General features: G+C 46.5%; 26 protein-coding genes and 1 tRNA gene. 10 read left to right on the forward strand and 17 right to left on the reverse strand.

Translation table 11 applies throughout. From position 1 onward, the window contains the following. Window positions 1-47 precede the first annotated feature (47 nt). Entirely contained in the window at window positions 48-1,271 is a 1,224-nt protein-coding gene (gene chlP / locus IQ257_RS11345) for a geranylgeranyl reductase (protein WP_193873512.1), read from the reverse strand. Between the two features lie 164 nt (window positions 1,272-1,435). Continuing rightward, complete coding sequence (locus tag IQ257_RS11350; protein WP_193873513.1) at window positions 1,436-1,645, reverse strand: hypothetical protein; 210 nt, start codon at window positions 1,643-1,645, stop codon at window positions 1,436-1,438. A gap of 298 nt (window positions 1,646-1,943) precedes the next feature. Between IQ257_RS11350 and IQ257_RS11355 the strand changes: the two genes are divergently transcribed. Beyond that, window positions 1,944-3,029: a DUF3474 domain-containing protein gene (locus IQ257_RS11355; protein ID WP_193873514.1), complete on the forward strand. Its 1,086-nt coding sequence runs from the start codon at window positions 1,944-1,946 to the stop codon at window positions 3,027-3,029. A 46-nt stretch (window positions 3,030-3,075) separates the two neighbouring features. Here the strand turns inward: IQ257_RS11355 and IQ257_RS11360 are convergent, their stop codons facing one another. From IQ257_RS11360 to IQ257_RS11385, 6 genes are all read right to left on the reverse strand, one after another. Further along, window positions 3,076-3,735, reverse strand: coding sequence for an SDR family oxidoreductase (locus IQ257_RS11360; protein ID WP_193873515.1), 660 nt, complete (start codon window positions 3,733-3,735; stop codon window positions 3,076-3,078). A 15-nt stretch (window positions 3,736-3,750) separates the two neighbouring features. Then, a complete protein-coding gene (locus tag IQ257_RS11365; RefSeq protein ID WP_193873516.1) occupies window positions 3,751-5,766 on the reverse strand; it encodes a ribonuclease catalytic domain-containing protein in 2,016 nt (671 codons plus the stop codon). Window positions 5,767-5,948: 182 nt separating this feature from the next. Beyond that, window positions 5,949-6,164, reverse strand: coding sequence for a 30S ribosomal protein S18 (gene rpsR, locus IQ257_RS11370; protein WP_193873517.1), 216 nt, complete (start codon window positions 6,162-6,164; stop codon window positions 5,949-5,951). Window positions 6,165-6,237: 73 nt separating this feature from the next. Next, window positions 6,238-6,432, reverse strand: coding sequence for a 50S ribosomal protein L33 (gene rpmG, locus IQ257_RS11375; protein ID WP_193873518.1), 195 nt, complete (start codon window positions 6,430-6,432; stop codon window positions 6,238-6,240). A 50-nt stretch (window positions 6,433-6,482) separates the two neighbouring features. Continuing rightward, window positions 6,483-7,019, reverse strand: a complete 537-nt coding sequence (locus IQ257_RS11380) for an RDD family protein (protein WP_193873519.1) — start codon at window positions 7,017-7,019, stop codon at window positions 6,483-6,485. A gap of 82 nt (window positions 7,020-7,101) precedes the next feature. After that, complete coding sequence (locus tag IQ257_RS11385; protein ID WP_193873538.1) at window positions 7,102-7,398, reverse strand: WD40 repeat domain-containing protein; 297 nt, start codon at window positions 7,396-7,398, stop codon at window positions 7,102-7,104. Window positions 7,399-7,602: 204 nt separating this feature from the next. Between IQ257_RS11385 and IQ257_RS30050 the strand changes: the two genes are divergently transcribed. The 4 genes from IQ257_RS30050 to IQ257_RS11400 all read left to right on the forward strand — a co-directional run bounded on the left by IQ257_RS30050 (window position 7,603) and on the right by IQ257_RS11400 (window position 9,293). After that, the gene (locus IQ257_RS30050) at window positions 7,603-7,944 is read left to right on the forward strand and encodes a hypothetical protein (protein ID WP_228060627.1); all 342 of its coding nucleotides are present in this window, start codon (window positions 7,603-7,605) and stop codon (window positions 7,942-7,944) included. Then, window positions 7,877-8,689 carry a PAS domain S-box protein gene (locus IQ257_RS11390; RefSeq protein ID WP_322744289.1) on the forward strand — a complete coding sequence of 271 codons (813 nt, stop codon included), beginning with the start codon at window positions 7,877-7,879 and terminating at the stop codon, window positions 8,687-8,689. The genes IQ257_RS30050 and IQ257_RS11390 overlap by 68 nt, the downstream gene beginning before the upstream one ends. A 3-nt stretch (window positions 8,690-8,692) precedes the next feature. After that, on the forward strand, window positions 8,693-9,022 hold the full coding sequence (locus tag IQ257_RS11395; RefSeq protein WP_193873521.1) for a GAF domain-containing protein: 330 nt from the start codon (window positions 8,693-8,695) through the stop codon (window positions 9,020-9,022). Window positions 9,023-9,095: 73 nt separating this feature from the next. After that, the gene (locus tag IQ257_RS11400) at window positions 9,096-9,293 is read left to right on the forward strand and encodes a hypothetical protein (protein WP_193873522.1); all 198 of its coding nucleotides are present in this window, start codon (window positions 9,096-9,098) and stop codon (window positions 9,291-9,293) included. 178 nt (window positions 9,294-9,471) lie between these two features. Here the strand turns inward: IQ257_RS11400 and IQ257_RS11405 are convergent, their stop codons facing one another. Both IQ257_RS11405 and IQ257_RS11410 read right to left on the reverse strand, forming a co-directional pair. Then, complete coding sequence (locus tag IQ257_RS11405; protein ID WP_193873523.1) at window positions 9,472-10,260, reverse strand: TrmH family RNA methyltransferase; 789 nt, start codon at window positions 10,258-10,260, stop codon at window positions 9,472-9,474. A gap of 81 nt (window positions 10,261-10,341) precedes the next feature. Continuing rightward, window positions 10,342-10,425 (reverse strand) — tRNA-Leu (locus IQ257_RS11410). Window positions 10,426-10,687: 262 nt separating this feature from the next. Here IQ257_RS11410 and murA point away from each other — a divergent pair. Next, window positions 10,688-12,067, forward strand: coding sequence for a UDP-N-acetylglucosamine 1-carboxyvinyltransferase (gene murA / locus IQ257_RS11415; protein ID WP_193873539.1), 1,380 nt, complete (start codon window positions 10,688-10,690; stop codon window positions 12,065-12,067). 170 nt (window positions 12,068-12,237) lie between these two features. On the opposite strand, the gene IQ257_RS11420 is transcribed toward murA, so the two are convergent. The 3 genes from IQ257_RS11420 to IQ257_RS11430 form a co-directional block, all read right to left on the reverse strand. Continuing rightward, complete coding sequence (locus tag IQ257_RS11420) at window positions 12,238-13,143, reverse strand: TIGR01777 family oxidoreductase (protein ID WP_193873524.1); 906 nt, start codon at window positions 13,141-13,143, stop codon at window positions 12,238-12,240. A gap of 3 nt (window positions 13,144-13,146) precedes the next feature. Continuing rightward, window positions 13,147-13,542 (reverse strand): photosystem II reaction center protein Psb28, encoded by a 396-nt coding sequence (psb28, locus tag IQ257_RS11425; RefSeq protein ID WP_193873525.1) that lies wholly within the window; start codon window positions 13,540-13,542, stop codon window positions 13,147-13,149. Window positions 13,543-13,654: 112 nt separating this feature from the next. After that, the gene (locus IQ257_RS11430; protein ID WP_193873526.1) at window positions 13,655-14,872 is read right to left on the reverse strand and encodes a glycosyltransferase family 4 protein; all 1,218 of its coding nucleotides are present in this window, start codon (window positions 14,870-14,872) and stop codon (window positions 13,655-13,657) included. Window positions 14,873-15,041: 169 nt separating this feature from the next. On the opposite strand from IQ257_RS11430, the gene IQ257_RS11435 reads away from it, so the two are divergent. Then, window positions 15,042-16,577, forward strand: coding sequence for a glycosyltransferase family 39 protein (locus IQ257_RS11435; RefSeq protein WP_193873527.1), 1,536 nt, complete (start codon window positions 15,042-15,044; stop codon window positions 16,575-16,577). Between the two features lie 57 nt (window positions 16,578-16,634). On the opposite strand, the gene IQ257_RS11440 is transcribed toward IQ257_RS11435, so the two are convergent. Both IQ257_RS11440 and IQ257_RS11445 read right to left on the reverse strand, forming a co-directional pair. Next, window positions 16,635-17,594 carry a GDP-mannose 4,6-dehydratase gene (locus tag IQ257_RS11440; protein ID WP_369076428.1) on the reverse strand — a complete coding sequence of 320 codons (960 nt, stop codon included), beginning with the start codon at window positions 17,592-17,594 and terminating at the stop codon, window positions 16,635-16,637. A gap of 79 nt (window positions 17,595-17,673) precedes the next feature. Continuing rightward, window positions 17,674-18,597 (reverse strand): glycosyltransferase, encoded by a 924-nt coding sequence (locus IQ257_RS11445; protein WP_193873529.1) that lies wholly within the window; start codon window positions 18,595-18,597, stop codon window positions 17,674-17,676. Between the two features lie 438 nt (window positions 18,598-19,035). On the opposite strand from IQ257_RS11445, the gene IQ257_RS11450 reads away from it, so the two are divergent. After that, window positions 19,036-19,398 carry a response regulator gene (locus IQ257_RS11450; protein ID WP_193873530.1) on the forward strand — a complete coding sequence of 121 codons (363 nt, stop codon included), beginning with the start codon at window positions 19,036-19,038 and terminating at the stop codon, window positions 19,396-19,398. A gap of 73 nt (window positions 19,399-19,471) precedes the next feature. Here the strand turns inward: IQ257_RS11450 and IQ257_RS11455 are convergent, their stop codons facing one another. Together IQ257_RS11455 and IQ257_RS11460 are read right to left on the reverse strand one after the other, a co-directional pair. Next, on the reverse strand, window positions 19,472-19,936 hold the full coding sequence (locus IQ257_RS11455) for a pentapeptide repeat-containing protein (RefSeq protein WP_193873531.1): 465 nt from the start codon (window positions 19,934-19,936) through the stop codon (window positions 19,472-19,474). A 23-nt stretch (window positions 19,937-19,959) separates the two neighbouring features. Further along, on the reverse strand, window positions 19,960-20,151 hold the full coding sequence (locus IQ257_RS11460; RefSeq protein WP_193873532.1) for a hypothetical protein: 192 nt from the start codon (window positions 20,149-20,151) through the stop codon (window positions 19,960-19,962). A gap of 224 nt (window positions 20,152-20,375) precedes the next feature. On the opposite strand from IQ257_RS11460, the gene IQ257_RS31505 reads away from it, so the two are divergent. Continuing rightward, the gene (locus tag IQ257_RS31505) at window positions 20,376-20,618 is read left to right on the forward strand and encodes a hypothetical protein (RefSeq protein ID WP_193873533.1); all 243 of its coding nucleotides are present in this window, start codon (window positions 20,376-20,378) and stop codon (window positions 20,616-20,618) included. 61 nt (window positions 20,619-20,679) lie between these two features. Beyond that, window positions 20,680-21,213 (forward strand): NUDIX hydrolase, encoded by a 534-nt coding sequence (locus tag IQ257_RS11470; protein ID WP_322744291.1) that lies wholly within the window; start codon window positions 20,680-20,682, stop codon window positions 21,211-21,213. Window positions 21,214-21,566: the final 353 nt, after the last annotated feature.

Raw genomic sequence — 21,566 nt, forward strand, 5'->3', positions numbered from 1 at the left:
ACCCCGACTTCTCGAAGAAGTCGGGGTTCTAGGCGGGTGTCAGCTTACTAGGGAGCTAGTGCATTTCCCCGCAACAGACTACCAATAGTCTTGGCAGTAATCTTGAGCTGAATTAGGGGATTAGCGGGTACAACCGTTTTGTAAAGATAGCTGTCAAACGTGAGTTTCTGCACGTCTTTGTCGGAACACATTTCCACAAACGCTTCGCGGGTGGCGTCGGTACGATAGAAGACGGTTTGCAGAATATCTAGGACTTTGTAGGTCATGCCGTACTTCTTATCCCATTGCTTCAGGTAGAGCTTGAGGTCGTCTTCGGTGGGGATGCGAGTTCCGCCGTTGGAGGTTTCGACAATGGTTTCGGCACACATCCGTGCTGATTTGGCAGCAAAGTAAATCCCCTCACCAGAGGACTTGGTAACAGTACCGGCAGCATCGCCTACTAATGCCACTCGACCAACAACCCGTCGAGGTCTGGGGTGCTCTGGAATGGGGTGAGCTTCCACTTTGATAATTTCACCACCGACTAGTTTTTTAGCAGCACGAGCGCGTATTCCGGCTTGTAACTGCTTGATCTTGGCTTGGTTAACCTTCATCGTGCCGGTGCCGACGGCGACGTGGTCGTATTTGGGGAACACCCAAGCGTAGAAGTCGGGGGAAACGTCGTTACCGACATACATTTCTGCAAGATCTTCGTAGTAAGCCATCTGGGGTTCTGGCAGGCGAATCCGCTCTTGAAATGCGATCGCGTAATTGTAATCCCCAGCATCAATGGCTTTGGCAACACGAGAATTTGCGCCATCTGCACCGATGACTAGATCAACCTTGAGGGTTTTTTGCACACCCTTGAGACTGCCATCTGAATGGTCGGCGTAGTGGAGGGTATAAGGGTCGGTATTATTTGTGGGAATCTCAAGTTTGTGAACTGTACCGTTAATTAAATTGGCACCCAGCTTGGCAGCGCGATTGCGCATGAAGCCATCGAGTACCTCACGGCGGCACATCCCGATATATTCGTCTTCTTTTATGAGATTGATATCGACTTCAACGTTAGACGGCGAGATCATTTTCATTTTTCTCACCCGTCGGTCAATAATCTCTGGTGGCAGGTCAAACTCACTTACCATACACAGCGGGATGGCTCCGCCACAGGGTTTAGCATTGTCGAGCTTGCGCTCGAACAAGTACGTTTCGATTCCAGCTTTTGCCAAAGTCTCAGCGGCAGACGAGCCTGCTGGTCCTGACCCAACAACAGCAACCCTTAGTGCTGGCATGTTTTCTCCCTATCGTTTTCGAGGTACGAATCGCATCGTATCACGGACATTTGACTGATTTGACCGCTAAAGTTAAATATTGGCTCAACTTGAAATACACCTTAACAACTGGGTGTAACATTGCTTAATAATTGTCTTTCACTTTTAGGTTGTAAAGTAGTTACTCAGTAACTATCTTCACTGCCAACGGTTTGCAGGGCGAGTTCTTGATTGACGTGGTTGAGCAGTTCAGCGATCGCTGTTCTAAGTTTCAACTCTATTGACGGCGTAGCTAGTATATCTTGAGCTTGTTCTCGGTAAAGAGCACTAGTAACCAGGTCAACTCGGTCAATTTTTTTGAGATTGGAATACACAGTATTGGCGGAAACCATCATTGGCTAGCCCCTAACTTAATATTTAATGCGATCTTGCCTCAGACTTTTACCTGGTGGCAAGTTTCGTTAGGCTTGTGAAACATAAAAGAACAAGCTGTAATATGAATACTTTTATAGTAGCAATCCATTTGAAAACCTCTATAAACACAAAAATATTGTGTATTATGTCACAAAAATAATAAATTAACAGTATCTATTAATACAGAAAATTTTCTCTGTTATCACTCTCTGACTTTACCAATACCTTTGAGGTTAGAATGTTTGCCATTGTTTAAAACCCAGTCAAAGCAGAAACTACGTGCAATCCAACCTTGTTGAGTTAAACAAACCTCCTGAAGAGGAATCATCCAATAATGGTCATTCTGAACTTCCCTTCACCCTACAACAACTAAAATCGGCGATTCCCCCCCATTGCTTCGAGCCATCCCCCTGGAAGTCACTCTCTTACTTTTTCCTAGACATCTTTATCATCGGCATCCTGTATGAGGTAGCCTTTTTTTTTGACTCCTGGTGGTTCTTTCCTGTGTTCTGGCTAATGCAAGGCACCTTGTTTTGGGCGCTCTTTGTCGTTGGACACGACTGTGGTCATGGTTCTTTTTCCAAAAAGAAATGGCTTAATAATCTAATTGGGCATCTGGCTCACATTCCCATTTTGGTTCCCTACCACGGGTGGCGCATTAGCCACAGAACTCACCACCAAAACACTGGGAACATCCACACCGATGAAAGCTGGTATCCCGTAACCGAAGCCAAGTATCGGACAATGCGCTGGTGGGAAAAATTGTTACGCTTCGATGTTTTGCTGGTTGTCTACCCGCTTTATCTATTCGCTCGCTCTCCTGAAAGGGAAGCCGGCTCTCACTTCCTCCCAAGTAGCCCCCTGTTTCGACCTTCTGAAAAGTGGGATGTTATTACCAGCACCATCCTCTGGACTTTGATGGTTGGGTTTTTGGGATGGCTGACGTATCAGTACGGCTGGCTATTCTTGCTAAAATATTATCTCGGTCCCTATGTAGTTTTTGTTGTCTGGCTCGATTTAGTCACCTTTGTGCACCATACAGAACAAGACATTCCCTGGTATCGTGGTAAGGACTGGTATTTCCTCAAAGGTTCTCTCTCGACCATTGACCGTGACTATGGCTTTATCAACAGCATTCACCACGATATCGGCACCCACGTCGCCCACCATCTGTTCCTCAATATGCCTCACTACCATCTGAAAACAGCAACAGAGGCAATCAAGCCGATTTTAGGGGACTACTATCGCAAATCTGATGAATCCATCATTAAAGCTTTCCTGCATTCTTGGCGTAACTGCCATTTCGTACAGGATACTGGCCCAAAAGTTTACTACAAATCAAAAACTGACTTGAAAAAAGGCTAATTAGCCAATTCCTATCCCTGGTGGGTGTATGCTTTCACTCATTACCTCACCAGGGAAGCACTTCACCGTTGGCGTGCCAGAAGGTGCCAGAGTTTTCGAGATTCAATTCTTCAATCCTCGCTAACAACCCTTTAACCGCTGCTGAGGGAGGAGTGCCGCTAAAACCCGTCATCCTTGTACTGACCATTCCCGGATGCAGGATAGCTACTGAAATTTGTCGAGGCTCCAAATCGATGGAGAGAGACTTGCCAGCCATAGAAAGGGCGACTTTCGACATCCGATAACCGTAGTAGTCACCAGAGGTATTGTCTTCAATTGAACCCATGCGGCTAGTCATTATCACGACTTTAGAACCCGCCTTGAGATTGGGAAGCAGTGCCTGAGTCACCCGCAATGGGCCGAGGGCGTTGACTTCAAACTGCTGCCTGATGCTGTCAAAGTCGAGGTTTTCTAGGGTATTTTTCTTTACAATTCCGGCATTGTTGATTAGAACGTCAATGGGAGTGCCTTGCAAACGCTTTACCAAGTCAGCAACCGCTTGGTCGGAGGTAATATCGATATCTGTTTCTACTCGTACCCCCAGATTCTTCAGTTCGTCAGATGCCGAACGGCAGACGGCGATAACCGTTTCACCGGACTCTTTGAGCTGTCGGCAGAACTCGTAGCCAATGCCACGACTAGCACCTGTTACTAAATAGGTTGTCATCTAAATTCTCCCTACTCAAGTAGCCGCAGACTCTACTGCTTGATCCACCAGTTCTCGGAACTGAATCACATCCTGACGGGGGTCAGAGCGTTCTACTTTGACTTCCAATCTATCGCCCGGTCTGATGGAGCGCTTGAAGCGCATGACGAGTTCTAAACCCAAGTCTTCTAAAAGAATTAACCCTAAGTTATCGTGTTCTCGCAACCAGCGCAGCATTAGAGCATGCCAGGGTTGATCAGAGTGACGCCGTAAATATTCTAATCCCCAATAGCGATTGGTCTGCCGTTCAACCAAAGTGGCTTCAGCCGCTGCTGTGGTAACGCCTTGCATGGTTTCTTGCAGGTATTCAGCAGAAAATGGCAGAGAATCGCCACGCAGGTGCGCTTTGAGCTGAAAATGAGTCAGCAAATCGGTATAGCGACGGATTGGAGAAGTCACTTGAGTATAGGTTCCTAAACCTAAACCTGCGTGCCGTATGGGTGTAATGCTCATTTCGCTTTTGGGCATACACCGACGAATTGCACAGAAACGCACAGGTCCGGCTGGAAGTTGCAGCAGTTCTTCTTCGGAGGGCATTTCCGGTTGGGGCTGACCCCGAAACGGCAGGGGCAGTTCATGGGTTTGACCGTAGCGTCCTGCCACTTCGCCGGTCAGGATCATCATTTCGGCTACCATCAGCCGTGCTGGTGAATCTTCTAAAACGTCAATGCAGATTTCGTCTTCGTTGCGCACCTTAATCACAGCTTCTGGCATATAGATGCCAATGGCTCCTTGAGAGGTGCGCCATTTCTGGCGGCACTTTGCCCATTGAGCGATCGCCGCAATCTCGGGTTCTGCCCGTATCCCTAGCTGCAACATCTCATCTACGTCTTCGTAGGTGAGGCGATAGGTGGGTTTAATGACGCTGGCGTGGATACTGTAGTCTTGAACGTTACCCACTTCATCTAATACGACACCGAAACTCAGTGCCGGACAGACTTGACCTTCTACTAAACTCATCGGACCTGTCGCTAGTGCCGGTGGGAACATGGGAATCATCCCAGTCGGCAGGTATACTGTGGTGCTGCGACGTCGGGCTTCGAGGTCGAGTTCGTCACCGGGTATGACTAAGCGCGTCGGATCTGCGATGTGAATCCACAGACGCTCTACGCCATCATTAAGTGTTTCTAAGCTTAACCCGTCATCAATTTCTTCGGTACTTTCGTCGTCTATGGTATAAACCTTTAGGTGAGTCAGGTCTAGGCGATCTTGATCTGGGTCGGGAGGTGGAGACTCCAGGTATTGTTGCGCCAATTCAAGCACCTCACGACGAAAGTGAACAGGGAATGAAGAACGCCGCAGAAACAAATTCTCGTGAGGACTCCACAAGCCCAAGTCCACCAACACATCGAAGGCACCTTGAGGGGTTTGAGGGAGGTCTAGCAGGGCTAGAATGTCTTGAGCAGCACGAGAGGCATTTTCGGGATGGAGGATAAACCGTTCTAGGATATCGATGCGAACGCGATCGCTATCTTGCCACTCCACTGCTTCACCGTGCAGTTTCTGCTGAACGCGGGTCAAAAATTCTTCTTGTTCCCGTTGCTTTGATTCTGCTGCTAGTTGTTGGTGTTTGATTTCAGCAACCTTAGCGGCAGGACGGGGTTCGTAGGTATCTGCCTTTTGCTTGAAGTAGAGCTTATCGTCTGAGAGCAAGCAGTGAGCCGCATAGCATAGGGGCGGGCTTTGGTCGGAAAATAACAACTGTGCCATTTCTGCACAGGTTACTGCTTTGCTGTCTTCGACCAGTATTTCCCAAGCCACTTCTAAACTCGATGGGTCTAGATATGGCTCGACCTCTTTAAGAAACTCTGGGATTTCTGAGGGTTTGAAAGTACATCCCTTAACTTCGTAACTGACTTGTCGGGGATGAAGCGTATGAGATTGACCACGTTCGTCTATGACAATCCAGTGCTTTTTGCCTTCTGGACGGTCTACAGTAGCGAGACGGCGATCGCCATGTACGCGAAATTCAATGAGTGTTTCTTTTTCCACCAGTTGCGCTAACCCCGGTAGCGTTTGTCTACTGTATCTAGATCTAGGTTATTGAACCAGCTTACACCCAGTCTGGGGGCTGCTGGGACAATGCTAAAGCGTTCAGTCGGGGTATCGAAGGTCTAGATAACCTGATACCACCGCTGTTACGCTGTGATAGAAGTTTTCTCGCGGTGCTTTGCTTATCCTTCTTTGTTGACGAAGGGTAGCAATGCCAAAAGTCGAGCGCGTTTAATTGATCGGGTCAACGCTCGTTGTTGTTGAGACGTCAGCCCTGTAATACGACGCGGCAATATTTTACCGCGTTCGGTAACAAATTTGCGCAGCAGTTCAACATCTTTGTAATCGATCGGGTCTCCGGGTTTAATGGGAGAAAGGCGTTTGCGAAAGTAGGTCATAAGTCGTGGTTGGTGGTCGTTGGTCTATTGGTTTTGGCTCGGTAAGATAAGGACTGATGACCGAGAACTGTCCTTACTTGATTTCTTTGTGAATGGTGTGCTTGTTGCAGTGAGTGCAGAACTTTTTGAGTTCCAAGCGTCCCGTCGTGTTGCGACGGTTTTTCTTAGTTGTGTAGCGAGAAACACCCCTCGATCGCTTGTCTGGGTTGGTGCGACACTCGGTACATTCTAAGGTGATAATAATTCGGACACCTTTCTTGGTTGCCATAGTCCTAATTCTAGAAAATCAAAGGGGCTATCGAAATTAGACACAAATTTCTATTTTTGCACACGACGGCGGAGCTGGGCAACCCATCGTTTGACGCGCAGGTCAAGGGAAAACCCCCGACGAGTTGGTATGGTAATGGTTTTAGCAACGCGATCGTGGAATGCTTGTTGAGCATCAGGATCGGAGATAGCAACACCACAATCTGCCAGCAGGGGCGCGATGAGGAGTAGCATGGAGATGCCGTTAGCCAAACCGATGTTTAGACCAATCATCGCTAAGAGGGCGCAAAATCCTAGGATACCTTCTCGTTTGCCTAGCGTCACCAGTCCCGGAATTTTGCTGTATTTGGCATCTATAACTTTTATATCCATTGCCCAGCGTCCCACACTCTGCCCCTTATTATTTGAGACGAGAATTACCCGCATCGCCAGCCAGAGCAGCAGAAAAACGACCATTTGCAGGAGAGGATATCGTCCCGCAAAGGAGCTAGTCAGCCAAACCGCGACAAAATCAATGAGGAAGGCATAAGCCCGTCGCTCAATCGGTATTTTGGGAAAGCGCTTGTGAAGGGGTTCGATGGAGTTCATTGGGCGGGCTGGCTCGGGGACTTCTCCTTGTTATGTTAGCTTTTAGGTTGATTTCTATTCGCTACTCATTCTCAACAACTTATCAATCTATATTTGCCTCTCGTGCAATGGCTCGACCTTGATTGACCAGAAATTGGGCATTTTGGGTTTTGTTCCAAACCGAGTTTTGACAGGTTTTGCCAGCATCTTGAGCCACCTCCTCATGCCCTTTGAAGGGTTGACCGATGGGATTGCCAGATGTGTCCCACAGGCGAATTGTCTGGTCATAACTGCCACTGACAAGAGTTTTGCAGTCAGGGCTAAATGCCACTGAGATGACCCAACCCTCATGCCCTTTAAAGGGTTGACCGATGGGGTTGCCTAATGTATCCCACTCGATTTAGCACGCGGTCATCTATTGACTTAAGCTTAATTAAAAGGTTAGTTATCACAAAAAGCTATATCTAACAACACTAAGCTTAAAATCAGCCTTAAGTAGATGCCACTAAAGCGAGGACTCTCATCGCTTTAGTGGCATCTAGTCAATCAAATCAACGCCGATGCTTTTAGTCTGGGTCAACTTAACGCGCAAAACCCAACTGGATTGGAACATCACTTCTGGCGACAAGCAAAACTATTCGATCATCTAGCCTTAGTTGGCTTTGTGGATACCCAACGAGAATTGGTCGCAGCAGGACGACTTGATGATGGACCCCTGGGAATTAGAATCTCAGGCAAATCGACGGGTTATGAATTGCGAACCTATGCCACTAATAGCCAAGGCGAGCCTCAAGAACTTATCCATGTTGGCAAAGACTTCAATGCGCTTGAAAGACCCTACTATCAATCTGCCGTACAAGCGGGTAAAGAAACTTGGAGTGCAATATTTTCCCGCATTACCGGAAAAACTTTATATATTGGTGCTAACCAGCCCCTTTACGACTGAACTTGGAGAACTAGGCAAGTCGTTTAACAGCATGGCAGCGCAACTGCAAGTCTCCTTTGATCGAATGAAAGGGTTGAATGAAGCTTTATCCGAAAGTGAGAGGAGCGTCACTCAATTTCTAGAGGCTATGCCGGTCGGTGTGGCAGTGCTAGATGCTAAGGGTCAACTCTACTATTGCAATCACAAGGGGAGCGAGTTACTTGGGAAAGAACTTATACCATCAGCTACATCCGATCTATTGCCAGGGATTTACCAACTCTATGTTGCCCAATCTGATCGCTTGTATCCTGTTGCTGACTTACCACTCGTGCGTGCTTTGCAAGGCGAAAGTACCACGGCTGATGATATAGAAATTCACCAACCCGATAAAATTATTCCCATAGAGGGTTGGGGAACACCAATATACGATGCCCAAGGCAATGTTACTTATGCGATCGCTGCTTTTATTGATATCACAGAACGCAAGCAAGCAGAAGCAGATTTTGCGGAACGAACTAGACTCGCTGAATTTAGCTCAGATGTGGGGCTAGCCCTCACCCAAAGCAACACCATACAAGATATTCTGTACTGTTGTACTGAGGCGATGGTCAAACACCTCGAAGGTGCTTTTGCCCGTATCTGGTTATTCAATGAAGTAGATAATGTTCTAGAACTGACAGCGAGTTCGGGCTTGTACACCCATCTGAATGGAAGTCATAGTCGAATACCAGTGGGTTACTCCAAACTTGGCTTCATTGCTCAATAAAAAGTGCCGCATCTAACTAATAATGTCCTGAATAATGCTTGGATTAGCGATAAAGAATGGGCAAAGCGGGAAGGTATGACTGCCTTTGCTGGCTATCCCCTATTAGTTGAAAATCACTTGGTCGGTGTGATGGCAATGTTTGCCTACAAGCCAATATCAGAATACCGATTGCAAGGCATGGCATTAATTGCTCATACCGTTGCCATAGCGATTGAACGCAAACGGGCAGAACAATTGCTGGCTAACTACAATCAGACCTTAGAGCAAAAAATAGAAGAACGAACCCACACACTCTCACAAACTCTCGAAAATCTCCAAGCCACTTTTCTATGAAGCCCTGAGAGTTGCCGCTGCATCGCTTGAGCCGATCGCTCAAGATTACCCGATCGCTTCCCCAGAAGGGCAGATGAAGTGGGTACGAAATAGCGCTCGATATTCCCTAATGGATAATGGCGATGTGATGATAGACGGAGTAGCAATTGATATCAGCGATTGCCTTCGGCATAGCTTCGCTTCATGCGCTGCTGCCGAGGAACGCTTGCGAGCCTTAGAACAAGTGATCGCGCAAAGCGCCGCAGCGATCGCGGCTTCTAGCGGGACTTAGACCGTTTATAAAATTAATCTGCCTTAAGAGAGATAAAAGCTCAAGGATGATTGCTAGTTCACCCTTTCTGGTGGGATACCGATGCTTTTAGGGATTGGGAATGGGACTGTACCTCATCTAAGTGAGAACCGCTATATCTCAACCAGAAAGACAAGACGCGCGCGATCACTAGTCATTTTTATCGACACTCTAGTTTCTGGCGTTGAGCTTCGTACAGCACTAAAGCAGCGGTAATTGCCACATTTAACGATTCGACCTGCCGACAGAGTGGAATTTTTACGTGTTGATCGGCTAGGGATGCCAAATCCGGTGTAAGTCCAGCCGCTTCATTACCCAGAAGAATCAACGTAGGGCATCCCAGGTCAATTTCCCAGTAATTTAGTGGAGCATCGGGTAGGGTTGCCACAACCTGTATGCCTTGACTCTGACATTGACGAACCACTGCTTGCAAATCAGGAGTGACTGCCATTGGCAAGCGAAACCACTGCCCTGCCGAAGAACGCAATACTTTCGGATTATCTAACTCAACACTGTCAGTACTTAACCATAAACCATCAGCATCCGCCGCTGCTGCCGTGCGAATTATTGTCCCCAAATTGCCCGGATCTTGTAGGGTTTCCAAAGCCAAGCCGAGGGAGAAAGACATTGGGAAACTGGGGGAAAGAGAGGAACGCATTGCCGTTGCCACAACACCGTCTGGTTGTACGGTGGTAGCCATTTGATTCAGTACTGTTTGGCTGACTATCTCTGCCCTCTGACATCGACTAGAGGCATCCTGCCAAAGTTGTGGATGAGTTTGAAGCCATTCTGGGGTACAGCAAACTGTTACCAGGGGGTAATTTACGGCACAAGCTTCTGCCACCAGGTGAGTTCCTTCGAGCAGCATTAATTGCTGCTGCCGCCGTCCCTTGGTTCTGTGCAGCTTTCTGATGTCTTTTACCAGAGGATTTTGAGTACTGGTCAGCATGAGTAGGGAGTAGGTAAAAAACTCAACCAGAACTAGCTAAAATGCTCCTAGCCCCTAGCCTCTAACCCTTAATCTCTAAGATGCGGAACCCGGGACTTGAACCCGGAAGTCTTTGCAGACACTAGAACCTGAATCTAGCGCGTCTACCAATTCCGCCAGTTCCGCTTGCCTTTCAACTTTCCATGCAGTTTCCCATCATGCAACAATCGAGACGCATTTGTCAACTCCTTTTCTCCGGATACCCAAAATTGAACCCGTAATAGGAGATTATCTTTATTCCTTTGCTATGAATAAAGATGGAATTTAGATACACAGTAGCGTAAACTGACCAAATGAGTTGCAACTCTAGACATTTGCCATCTTTCAGGTAGAATCAAAACCAAATTTTAAAAAATGCAAAGATTCTGCTGATTCTGGAGGTAGACCCATCAATCACTCTCAAAGCCTGACAGATACGTGTTCTGTACCTGAACAAGACAGTTCAGTTCTACAGATTTGGGGCAGAGCGTCCCTCAAGGGACACGTCACCATTAGCGGAGCCAAAAACTCTGCCTTGGCAATTATGGCAGGAGCGCTCCTGTGCCCCCAAGATTGCCGACTGCGCAATGTACCGTCCTTGGTCGATATCATGAGGATGAGCCAAATTCTCGCGGCTTTGGGCGTGAAGCTCGAACGTCACGGAGATACTTTGGACATCAATGCCCGTCACATAGGACAGTCCAAAGCGCCATACGAATTGGTCAGCCAGCTACGAGCTAGCTTTTTTGTCGTGGGTCCGCTGCTGGCGCGGTTGGGGGTAGCACGAGTCCCCCTACCAGGTGGCTGTGCCATTGGTGCCAGACCTGTAGACCTCCATGTTCGAGGGTTACAAGCTCTGGGAGCTGAAGTACACATCGAGCATGGCATCGTTCATGCCTACGTCAGAGGGAATGGGAGCAAGCGGCTCAAAGGGGCAAAAATTTATCTGGACTATCCGAGTGTCGGTGCTACGGAAACCCTGATGATGGCAGCAACCCTGGCAGAGGGCGAAACAATCATTGAAAATGCTGCTCAAGAGCCAGAAGTTATTGATCTGGCAAATTTTTGTAAGGCGATGGGAGCCAAAATTCGGGGTGCTGGAACGAATACCATTATCATTTCCGGTGTTCCCAGCCTGCACTCGGTAGATTACTCGATCATTCCTGACCGGATTGAAACGGGTACGTTTTTGGTGGCGGGTGCCATTACCCAGTCAGAAATTACCCTTTCACCTGCGATACCTGACCATTTCACGGCGGTGATTGCTAAGTTGCATGAAATTGGCGTTAAGGTGGTTGCTGAAGGCTCTAACTGCCTGCGGGTTATTCCAGGTGACACTATCCGGGCAACGGATATCGAAACCCTACCTTATCCCGGATTTCCTACGGATATGCAGGCACCGTTAATGGCTTTACTGACGTTGAGTGACGGGGATAGTGTTATTGCCGAAACGGTGTTTGAAAATCGGTTGGGTCATGTTCCCGAACTGAACCGCATGGGAGCTGATATTCGCGTTAAGGGTAATATTGCGATCGTGCGGGGTGTACCGACGCTATCGGGAGCACCTGTGGTGGCAACTGACCTACGGGCATCGGCAGCGTTGGTGCTGGCAGCGTTAGCGGCGGATGGTAAAACCACGATTCAGGGATTGCATCATTTAGACCGGGGTTATGAGAATTTGGAGGCGAAATTACGGCAATTAGGAGTTCGATTGCAGCGGGTACGGGATGAGTCTGCCAGCGAGGAAGTCTCAACTCCTCCGAGTCCTGTAACCGTGCTGCCTCAGTAATTGAGTAGCGATTGATTTCTTTCGAGGCGATTCAACAGAGTTCTTAACTGCCAACAACCGTTGAATCGCCTCAAGAGAGCGATCGCTTACCTATCAGGGTGTTTTTTCTCAGTTGTGAATTAACTCCCTGGTTCCTTCCAGGGGATTGAAATTATTTAGCCGTCTCACGTTTAACTCAAAATCTCAACCAATGCTGATTTCACCATCGGATACTGATAGTCAAAACCAATGCTAGTTGTTCGTTTGGGAACTACTTGCTGCCCTTCTAAAACAACTTGCGCTCCCTCACCCAGCAAAGCTTCTAGGGCAAAGTCAGGAACTGGCAACCAGGAAGGACGGTTGAGAACTTCCCCCACCTTTTGACAAAATTCTGACATTCGCACGGGATTTGGTGCCGTAGCATTAAAGACGCCTTCGATATCATCTTGAGTGAGAGCTTTTAAGATTAAACTAACTAGGTCATCTCGGTGAATCCAAGAAAACCACTGACGACCGCTACCGATCGGACCACCAACAAATAGATTGAAGGGGGTGATCATTTTCGCTAGTGCGCCCCCATTTCCCAAAACAATTCCCAAACGCAGGATAACTAGTCGAACTCCAGCATCTTTGACGTTCTGGGCTTCGGCTTCCCAAGCTTGACAGACTTGGGCAAGAAAATCGTTACCAGAGGGACTGGTTTCATCAAAGGTAGCCGTTTCGCTAGTACCGTAGTAGCCAATGGCTGAAGCATTGATCAATACCCTCGGTTTGGGTTCAGCTTTGGCAATGGCTTCCACAATTTTGCGTGTCCCCAGCTTGCGGCTGTTGAGAATCTCTTGCTTTTGTTCTGATGTCCAGCGACTCTCGGCGATGGGTTCTCCTGCCAGATTCACAACGCCATCACATCCGGCGATCGCTTGTTGCCAAGAACCTGATTCGGTGGGAGTATAGGCAACAATCTCCACATTAGGGAACAGTCCGGCAGCAGTCCCTCGGTTGCGAGTTAAGATTAGCGGCTGATGTCCTTGGGAAAGGAGGCGCTCAACCAAACGGCTACCGACAAATCCAGTGGCTCCAGTAACTGCAACTTTCATTTTCTACTCCCCATCACTCTCTGTAGTTTTTTTCGTTTCACTGTAAGCCATACCATTTGCTTCAGCATAGCGATTCATAAAGCGCATAAAGCGTTCCCAGTGGTCTGGCTGCTCAATTTCAAACTGGCAATCTACCCGTTCTAGGTCATCGCCTTCAGGACCGCTGAATATAAATTTTACCGAAGACGGCTCAATACTAATTTCACCTTCTTCATCGGTTAAACGCAAGGCGTTAGAAAATTGTTTGGTAAAACTGTTAAATTTTTCTAAGGCATTTAAAGACTCGAAACTCATCAATACCGAACGTATTCCTGTATTGCGATTCCGCCGCAAGCTAACATTGCTCAGTTCTTCAGAAACTCCTTCAAAAAATTGAATGGACGGTATTTGGGAGGTCATGTTAAATCGTGAATACTATTCAAGTCAGTATACAAAATTTCAAACCCTATGAGTTTGAATGGCACGATTTTCTTGTATCTGAATCCCCTCGATATTCCAAAACAGAGACTCTCTAATCCCCACAAATTACCTGTTCGTAAAGCTGGGCAGCGCGTTCCCAAGTGTAATTTTGCTCGATAAACGATCGCCCGTTTTCAGACAGTTGCTTTCTCAGTTGAGCATTTTCAAACAAGCGCGTTACAGCTTCGACATATTCTGCGATCGCATTAGCCCTCAACGCCCTCAACGGCACACCTTCACCCTCCACCTCCAGTCCTTCCAAGCCGCGATCGCTTCCCACTACAGGTACACCTGCTGCCATAGCTTCCAAGGTTTTGTTTTTAATACCATACCCCGTTCGCATAGACACCACACAGGCAGTAGCCTGGTGCAGGTAGTCTGCCATAGAAGGAACACGCCCAGTAACGGTAATACTAGGACGAGTGCCTAAAGCCAATACCTCTGCTGTAGGGCGTGAACCAACCAGGGTTAGAGTCGTGTCTGGATATCGCTGTTGTATGGCTGGTAATATCTCTCGACTTAAGAAGATAACAGCATCGATATTTGCCAAGTTATCCATCGCTCCGATAAAAACCAAATGATGCCCACCCGGATCGGCAGATCGATAAGGGAATAGGCAAAAATCTACACCATTGGGGATGACATAAATTTGACTATCAGGATTAAACGCCTGTATCTGTTGTCTATCTTCATCCGTTGTCACCACAATGCGAGAAAATTTAGAACAATACTGTTGTTCGTAACGGCGCAACAGGGGTAGGTTTAAACGGTCTCGCAAGGGCTTTTCTGCGGTACCAGTTTGTAACTGATTGCGACAGGAACCATAAACTGAACTATGAATATTCACAACAGTTCGGAGTTGCTGCTGAAACTGGGGGCGAACATAAATCTCGTTAACGCTATGTTCGCAAGTGATCGCATCGAACTTGCCAGCTCCTAGGGAGTTGTCAACCCAATGTTGTATATCAGGAGAATAAACAGACAGCACGCTAGGAGGAATTCCCTGCTGTAAAAAGCGACCAAAACGCTTTAGCTTTCCCAGCAATCCCCCCTTGAGATTGGCAGTTTCGGGACGGGGAAAGACAACTAACTCTGCCACCCATTCCCGCAGTGCTTCAATTTCAGCATCGGTTACATCGTCAGAACGTTGAGTGAGTAAGGTAATTTCATATCGCTGACTGAGATATTTGAGTAAATTAAAGGTTCTAACCTGTGTTCCTCCTCGGGTTGGGGGATAGGGGAAGGTAGAGGAAAGCATCAAAATCTTCATAATTTCTTCATAATTTTAGTTTTATAGCTAGGACACTTAATGGCAATGGTGAAAAGGTTTAGAGCTGATTTTTGCAGCTAATGGAGATTGGGTTCAGTTTTGACCAATATCTGCAAGAATGTCAATAATTTATGCCTTGAAATGCATCGCCTAATTGTACTGAACTGATATGACATCACCTACACAAACCGTAACTAAAGCAACTCAGCTCCGGCAATGGATTCCCATTAGCTTGATTATGCTTATAGCTGCTACCTTATACCTGTATCGAATTGATACAGAAAGTTTCTGGATTGATGAATTAACCAGCGTTACAGATATTCAGACAGGACGAGGGCTACCTCCTAGAAATCTGGTACGCCCTCTCTATTACATACTTTTGCTTGTCTGGAGTCAGGTTAGTACGACTGATGCTTGGCTGCGGGGATTATCTGTCCTTTTTGCTTTGGGCAGCGTCTTTTTAGTTTATCAGCTCGGTCGCCGTCTGGCTGGAGAACCAGAAGGTTTGATTTCTGCCTTATTGTTAGCACTCTCACCTTTATTTATCAATCACGCGCAAGAGGCACGGATGTATATCATGAGTGCTTGCCTAGGACTGGGGGGTACTCTAGCTCTAACCCATGCGCTCATGACGGAGAAATCCAAGCATCCAAATGTGGCGTCAATGGGCGGATGGATAGGTTTGCGACTCTTAGCCACATTGACTGTACCGCTCAACGTTAGCCTCCTAGTACCGGATATCCTATTAATAGGGTGGCGATTTCGCAACCAACGTCCTGTGTTGTTTAATTTCGGGAAGTGGCTGCTACTGTTCGGGATTTTGTGGTTGCCGTGTGTGTTCTCGGTTATTAAAGTAGCTTCCCCTGATTCTTCATACGGGCAGTCAGGACACGTAGCTGGCAGACAGGCTCCTGATTTGCTCCTTCTGGCACGCGCATTGAAGTACTTTACAGTTTGGCCCTTCGCAGTTCAGTCAAATGCGATCGCGGCTGGGTTTTACAAAGTATTTACGGGAGTGGTGGCGGGCTTAATCGGTGCGGCTCTCATTAAGAACCGTAACTCCTCAAAGCTGTTTTGGGTAGCAGCCTGGGCATTTCTACCGCTAGCCCAGATATTTCTATTTTCTTATATCTCGATCTCTCTTTGGATAGATCGTTATTTGTTATTTGTGAGTCCTTACATTCTTATCCTGCTAGCAGCAGGCATTATGAGACTGTGGCGTCAGTGGCGAATTATGGGTATTGTAGTTGCCTTGGCTTATGCTCTAGCAATTAGCGGCGGGTTGGTACGCTACTACACTGTTCAAGATCGACCCAATTACAAGGGTGTCGTGCAAGTGATAAACCGCTACGAACAGCCCGGTGATGTCATTATTTGGTCGATGTATTATGCTAAGGCACTAGCGCATTACTATAAAGGTTCTGCCCAAAAATCTCAACGCATTCTTCTCAGCAGTGCAGGGAAATCAGAAATTGAGAGTTGGCTGCGTGACTTACCGCCTATTCAATCACGTCTTTGGTTAGCGTTTGAAATTTCTGAGAAGAATTCTCACCTGCTGAAAACCGCTCTCGAAAAACGGTTCACGATTCACAAACATCAGGTATTTGAGGGACGTATAGGGGCTGATAAGACTATGGAAATTTTTCTGGTAACGCCCCATTCTGCTGATAACCCTGACAAAGGGAATTCCGCTGAGGTTAAGTAGGTAGACAGAACTAATGAGGAATGACGATCCTCTCCCGTTAACTTTAATTGTGCCGACCTACTGAACCTGTTTGGCTTCCACCATCATGCGCACGACATCGGGCATTTTATACCGAGCGTGCCATCCCAGGTTTTCTCGAGCTTTGGCTGGATTTCCGCGACTAATTGCTAAATCAGTGGGTCGAAATAAACTAGCATCGGTAACGAGGTGTTCCTGCCAGTCTAACCCGACACAATCAAACGCCGTTGCTACAAATTTTTCTAAGGTATAACTCTCGCCAGTAGCGATCGCATAATCATCCGGTTGCTCTTGCTGTAACATTAAATACATCGCTTCCACATATTCCGGTGCCCAGCCCCAGTCCCGCTGAATGTTAACATTACCCAAATAAAGCTTCTCGCGGCTGCCTTCGGCAATGCGGCACACGGTAGAAACAATCTTTTGAGTGACAAACCGTTCGGGTCTTAAAGGAGACTCGTGATTGAAGAGAATACCAGAACAGGCGAACAAACCATAGGCTTCCCGGTAATTGGCAACTTGCCAAAAAGCAGCAGCTTTTGCCACAGCGTAAGGACTTCTAGGGCGAAACGGGGTAGATTCATCGGCAGCGGTTTCACCAATATCCCCAAAACATTCACTCGACCCCGCGTTATAGAACTTAATCGGCGCACCTGTAAAGCGAATGGCTTCCAATAGATTTAAAGAGCCAATAGAAATGCTTTCTAAGGTTTCTACGGGTTGCTCAAAGGAAAGCCCTACCGAACTCTGCCCCGCTAAGTTATAGACTTCATCGGGCTGAGTTTTCATCAATACCTGTAACACACTGCGAAAGTCTGTCAGAGCAGCAGATTCTAATTTTACTTGCTCACGGATGCCCAAGCACACTAAATTTCGGAATGAAGACATTTGGGCATCCCGGGAAGTGCCGCAAACGGTATAGCCTTGCTCAAGAAGCAACTTAGCTAGATAGGCTCCATCTTGACCTGACACGCCGCAAATCAGTGCTTTTTTCATCAACGTTTGCCCTAGTAATCGTTCCTGGTTAATTCCTATGAAGCATCGATTCTGAACGATGAACGGATTTAGATAGCTTTGCCTATTTCCGTTTAAATAGCATAGCTTGGAGTGCGGTCGTCAAATAACCAATCTGACCGTAGGCATACACTAAGTTATCAAAGCGTTGGGCTGGCTGAGAAAAATATTTGGCTGATTTGTAGAGTCCGCGTGCCATACGTTCGCTGCCCCGCCACAACTGACTAACACCCGTCTGACCGGCAATTTCTTCCCGATAGCATTCACTAATGCCTTGCCACCAGCTACGCTGCAAAAACCAGCTCGGTTTGAGGCGTTCTGGTGCAACATTATGGGCGGCTAGGGCATCAGGAAGATATGCCACCTGCCAACCCTGCTTAAGAGCCAGTTCTGTCATGTACAACTCTTCATTTGATAATAACCGTTTGCCCTGCCGCCCCAGATTTGGATCAAAGCCACCAACTTGTTCGAGAAAGGTTCGTCGGATAGAGTAGTTCAAGCCTCTAGGGGTCAAACCGGATGTGTTAATATACATAAACCTATCACCTAGATCGTACAATCCTAGATTCCCCGCCAATTCAGGGGAAATCCAGCTAGGAGGCTCTATTCCACTGGGCCAGATGAGGGTAACTTTCCCACCGGCTACGGCGAGTTTTTCGTTATTTTTATAAGCCGCTACTAGCACGTTTAACCACTGACGACTGGCTACGGCATCATCATCAAGGTAAGCTAAAATTGGAGCTGTAGTTTCCTTGGCTCCAGTATTACGAGCGACGGACAAACCGATAACGGGTTCGTAGACGTATTTCAGATCAGGATGGGGAAGGCGCTCTTCTACTACTTCGCGAGTGCGATCGCTTGAGGCATTATCTACCACCACTACTTCAATATCCTGGCAGTCTTGTACCAGCAGACTATCAATAGCAGCTCCTAAATAGGTGTCTCGATTGTGAGTACAGATAATAGCAGCAATTTGGGGCTCAGGCATAAATTTATCTCTAGGCGCTTCTTATTTGGATGTGGAATATACCGATTTGCATGGGTCTAGCTTACTCTTTTTAAAGAATACAGCTCTGGTTGAACCGTCCAGAAATACGGCGGCAGCTCACTCCCAGAAGGTTTTCCCCCTAAACTCTAGTACCAAGTGTTATGATTGTCGGTTGAACCCTGAAACCTGATATTTCATTTGGGAGTGCATCTTTTCCCGCTCAAACCCAAGACACCCAGCACTGTCGAGAGTGCTGGAACCTAAGGTTTCATTGCAAAAATTACTAATTTTAACCCTTTCCAGAACGACTTGGGTGCAATTAGAACTACTACCAAGGTGAGTTAAAACTAGTTGGCAATTTTACCATTGAATGGTTTTGCTTTTGAAAGCAGGGTGCCAGGGTTTTGTCATGCCGTAATTTATTAAGGATAATTAAACATGAGTACCGTTTTGCTGATCGAAGACACCCCGACTCAGATGGAATTGATCGGTTCTTATCTGCGTAAAGGGGGTCATACTGTCATTCGGGTAACTAATGCTAAAGATGCACTGAGTAAAGCAATCGAAAAAAATCCTGATTTAATTATTACAGATGTAGTGATGCCAGGATTGAGTGGCTTTGAGTTGTGTAGAAAGTTTAAAAACACTCCGGCTACTGCCGATATTCCCATTATAATTTGTTCGTCCAAAGACAAAGAAATTGACCGTCTCTGGGGAATGAGGCAAGGCGCTAAAGCCTATTTAACCAAGCCCTTTACCCAAGAACAACTCATTCGTACCGTTAAAATAGCAATGGCTTGATACTAATTCTTTATTTGTCTGCACTAAATACTAATCTTCGTAGGGATACACGGCTGTGTAGCCCTACCCAAGTTTAAAAGCTTTCGCTACACCCCCGCACAGACTTTGCACCATTGGGCATAGTAGCTCCACACAAATTAACAAGATAGAGATTGGCGGTATTAAGGCTAGCTCCCTTCAATTTAGCGTTAATTAACTGCGCACCAATCAATGTCGCATTGCTTAAGTTAGCTTTTGTGAGGTTAGCGTTGTTGAGATTTGTTCCACTCAGATTGGCACTACTGAGATTGGCATCCTTCAAATTTGCACCCTCCAAATTCGCCTCACTTAGATTAGCGTTGTTGAGATTTGCCCCACTCAGGTTAGCATCTTTTAGATTTGCCCCACTCAGGTTAATATTACTCAAATCACAGGTAGGGCAATTTTGGGCTTTTTCTAATTTTGCCTGAGATTCGGGGTCTGTTTCTGGGGTCGTTAGTTCCACACAAGCAGAAGTGCCAACGACTAACAGTAGAATAACCCAGATTTTTCGTTTCATTGTAGATTAAGTGCTGTGTCTAACTATTCCCATTGTCCAAATCCTGTTTTGTTGCAGCACAATTGGTATGCAATTCTTATAGATTGACAATCGTCAATGTTTTCAAGCTGAGGTGGGGAGTAGGGAATAGGGAAAACTACAGGATTGCCCGTTCTCCGTTCCCTTTCAACATCCGCTACCAAATCCGTTGCCTCATTCCGCAAGGATTTTACCATAGCGGTTCTCTCTCATGTGGGTACAATAGGATCCCCTCGCATCCCCCTTATAAAGGGGGACTTGAAGCTCAAAGACGTATCTCACAAGACTAGGCAACGCTATATGTAGCGTGCAACGATTGGGGCAAACTCCAGAGCGAGCTAGAGAGGAATCGCTAAAATTATCCTGAGCTAGAAATAAACAATAATGAATGATAAAATAGCATCAAAATTCATTTTTGAAAATGAGCATAAATCATTTGGACTATTGTCAATATCTCCTAAGTAGTCAAATTAATTATACCCTGACAAAGTTTGCCGAACACAGTAAAGAGTTGAGTCACGATACAATTAATCGTTATTTGAATTCCGAAAAATTAACACCTTCAGTGATTTGGGAGAAGGTGCATTCAGAACGTCAAAGTCATCCGGATGGCTGCTTGGTATTTGGTGGAGTTAACCTTCCCAGTCCTGATGCTCCAGCTTGATAAATTTTGGTTTCTGTCAATGGGTAAGTCCTGGGAATGTTGACAAAATATTGCAGTCAGCATGATGAGCAAGGAAAAAACTATTTTTAGTACAGATTGGATTGCTATTAAGGAAACGGTTAGGGGTTATCATTACCTGGAACGAAAAGGAAGAGACTCTGTTGCGATATTTCTGGTGAGAAAAAGCAAGGTTAATAGCGGAGAGTATGAGGTTCTGATTAGACAGCAGCCTCTTTGTATCGATATTCCTGATATTCATGAAGAACATCGGCTTTATCCTTGCCCCATTACTGGGGGGATAGAGGAAGGGGAGTTGCCAGAGGAAGCGGCGGTAAGAGAGGTGTATGAAGAAGCGGGTTTTTCAGTTGGGGTTTTGCCGCTGGGTAAGTATATTGTTGGGACTCAAACGAATGAAATTTGCTATCTGTATTATGCTGATGTAACGGGTACGGAGCCGGAAGTTGCCCAGCAGGATGGTAGTTATTTTGAATCGATTAGTAGAAATGAATGGTATCCTTTGGATTATTTGAATGAATGCGATTATGCGGGTTGTCAGATTGGGTATTTTAGATTGCGAGATATTTTTTTAGGCTGAGATGTTGCACTGAATTAGTTATCCGCCGTGGAATTAATTCCACGGCTCATAGATCAAGTCCATTGAAATGGACTAAAATTCTTGTAGGTTCATATAAACTTATTGTGTTAGTCCTCTTCAGAGGACTTTAGCTATGACGCAGGGATTTGAATCCCTGGCTGATTAAAGGGTTAGTGCAAAATCTATATAATAGCCTGATAAGAGAGTTGTGAAAGATGGCAGCCAATTATTCCTCTACTCCCACAATTTCTCCCAAAGCATTAGCATATTGCTCTTTCCCATTCTGCGCCGCCGATGCCGAAGGGAAGGTTTACAGATACTTTTTTTAATTTTGCTGGGTCTTGTTTTGCCAT

Origin of the sequence: Coleofasciculus sp. LEGE 07092, from assembly GCF_015207375.1 — a bacterium.
Classification (GTDB): domain Bacteria; phylum Cyanobacteriota; class Cyanobacteriia; order Cyanobacteriales; family Coleofasciculaceae; genus LEGE-07092.

Coding starts and splice junctions, on each gene's coding strand:
- chlP (WP_193873512.1), bottom strand. CDS start 1,271: ATGCCAGCACTAAGGGTTGCTGTTGTTGGGTCAGGACCAGCAGGCTCG.
- IQ257_RS11350 (WP_193873513.1), bottom strand. CDS start 1,645: ATGATGGTTTCCGCCAATACTGTGTATTCCAATCTCAAAAAAATTGAC.
- IQ257_RS11360 (WP_193873515.1), bottom strand. CDS start 3,735: ATGACAACCTATTTAGTAACAGGTGCTAGTCGTGGCATTGGCTACGAG.
- rpsR (WP_193873517.1), bottom strand. CDS start 6,164: ATGACCTACTTTCGCAAACGCCTTTCTCCCATTAAACCCGGAGACCCG.
- rpmG (WP_193873518.1), bottom strand. CDS start 6,432: ATGGCAACCAAGAAAGGTGTCCGAATTATTATCACCTTAGAATGTACC.
- IQ257_RS11380 (WP_193873519.1), bottom strand. CDS start 7,019: ATGAACTCCATCGAACCCCTTCACAAGCGCTTTCCCAAAATACCGATT.
- IQ257_RS11400 (WP_193873522.1), top strand. CDS start 9,096: ATGAAGTGGGTACGAAATAGCGCTCGATATTCCCTAATGGATAATGGC.
- IQ257_RS11405 (WP_193873523.1), bottom strand. CDS start 10,260: ATGCTGACCAGTACTCAAAATCCTCTGGTAAAAGACATCAGAAAGCTG.
- IQ257_RS11420 (WP_193873524.1), bottom strand. CDS start 13,143: ATGAAAGTTGCAGTTACTGGAGCCACTGGATTTGTCGGTAGCCGTTTG.
- psb28 (WP_193873525.1), bottom strand. CDS start 13,542: ATGACCTCCCAAATACCGTCCATTCAATTTTTTGAAGGAGTTTCTGAA.
- IQ257_RS11430 (WP_193873526.1), bottom strand. CDS start 14,872: ATGAAGATTTTGATGCTTTCCTCTACCTTCCCCTATCCCCCAACCCGA.
- IQ257_RS11435 (WP_193873527.1), top strand. CDS start 15,042: ATGACATCACCTACACAAACCGTAACTAAAGCAACTCAGCTCCGGCAA.
- IQ257_RS11445 (WP_193873529.1), bottom strand. CDS start 18,597: ATGCCTGAGCCCCAAATTGCTGCTATTATCTGTACTCACAATCGAGAC.
- IQ257_RS11450 (WP_193873530.1), top strand. CDS start 19,036: ATGAGTACCGTTTTGCTGATCGAAGACACCCCGACTCAGATGGAATTG.
- IQ257_RS11455 (WP_193873531.1), bottom strand. CDS start 19,936: ATGAAACGAAAAATCTGGGTTATTCTACTGTTAGTCGTTGGCACTTCT.
- IQ257_RS11460 (WP_193873532.1), bottom strand. CDS start 20,151: ATGGTAAAATCCTTGCGGAATGAGGCAACGGATTTGGTAGCGGATGTT.
- IQ257_RS31505 (WP_193873533.1), top strand. CDS start 20,376: ATGAGCATAAATCATTTGGACTATTGTCAATATCTCCTAAGTAGTCAA.
- IQ257_RS11470 (WP_322744291.1), top strand. CDS start 20,680: ATGATGAGCAAGGAAAAAACTATTTTTAGTACAGATTGGATTGCTATT.